General features: G+C 66.3%; 1 protein-coding gene. It reads left to right on the forward strand.

The genetic code is table 11. From position 1 onward, the window contains the following. On the forward strand, window positions 1-407 hold a 407-nt coding region (locus KO516_RS24295; protein WP_252737608.1), incomplete at both ends, for an NAD(P)(+) transhydrogenase (Re/Si-specific) subunit beta.

Genomic DNA, 407 nt, shown 5'->3' on the forward strand with positions numbered 1-407 from the left:
CAGATCGCCATCGACGCCGACGGCGTTGCCAGCGCTCTGGAGGAAGCCGACAGCGTGGTCATCGTGCCGGGCTACGGCATGGCGGTGGCGCAGGCGCAAGCGAACGTCGCCGAGCTGACCCGCCGCCTGCGCGCGCAGGGCAAGGAGGTGCGCTTTGCCATCCACCCGGTGGCGGGGCGTCTGCCCGGGCACATGAACGTGCTGCTCGCCGAGGCCAAGGTGCCCTATGACATCGTGCTGGAAATGGACGAGATCAACGATGATTTCCCCTCGACCGACGTGGTGATCGTGATCGGCTCGAACGACATCGTCAACCCGGCCGCACAAGAGGATCCGAACAGCCCCATCGCGGGCATGCCGGTTCTCGAGGTGTGGAAGGCCAAGCAGGTCTTCGTCTCCAAGCGCGG

The organism is Citreicella sp. C3M06 (genome assembly GCF_018860705.1).
In the GTDB taxonomy this organism is placed as follows: domain Bacteria; phylum Pseudomonadota; class Alphaproteobacteria; order Rhodobacterales; family Rhodobacteraceae; genus Salipiger.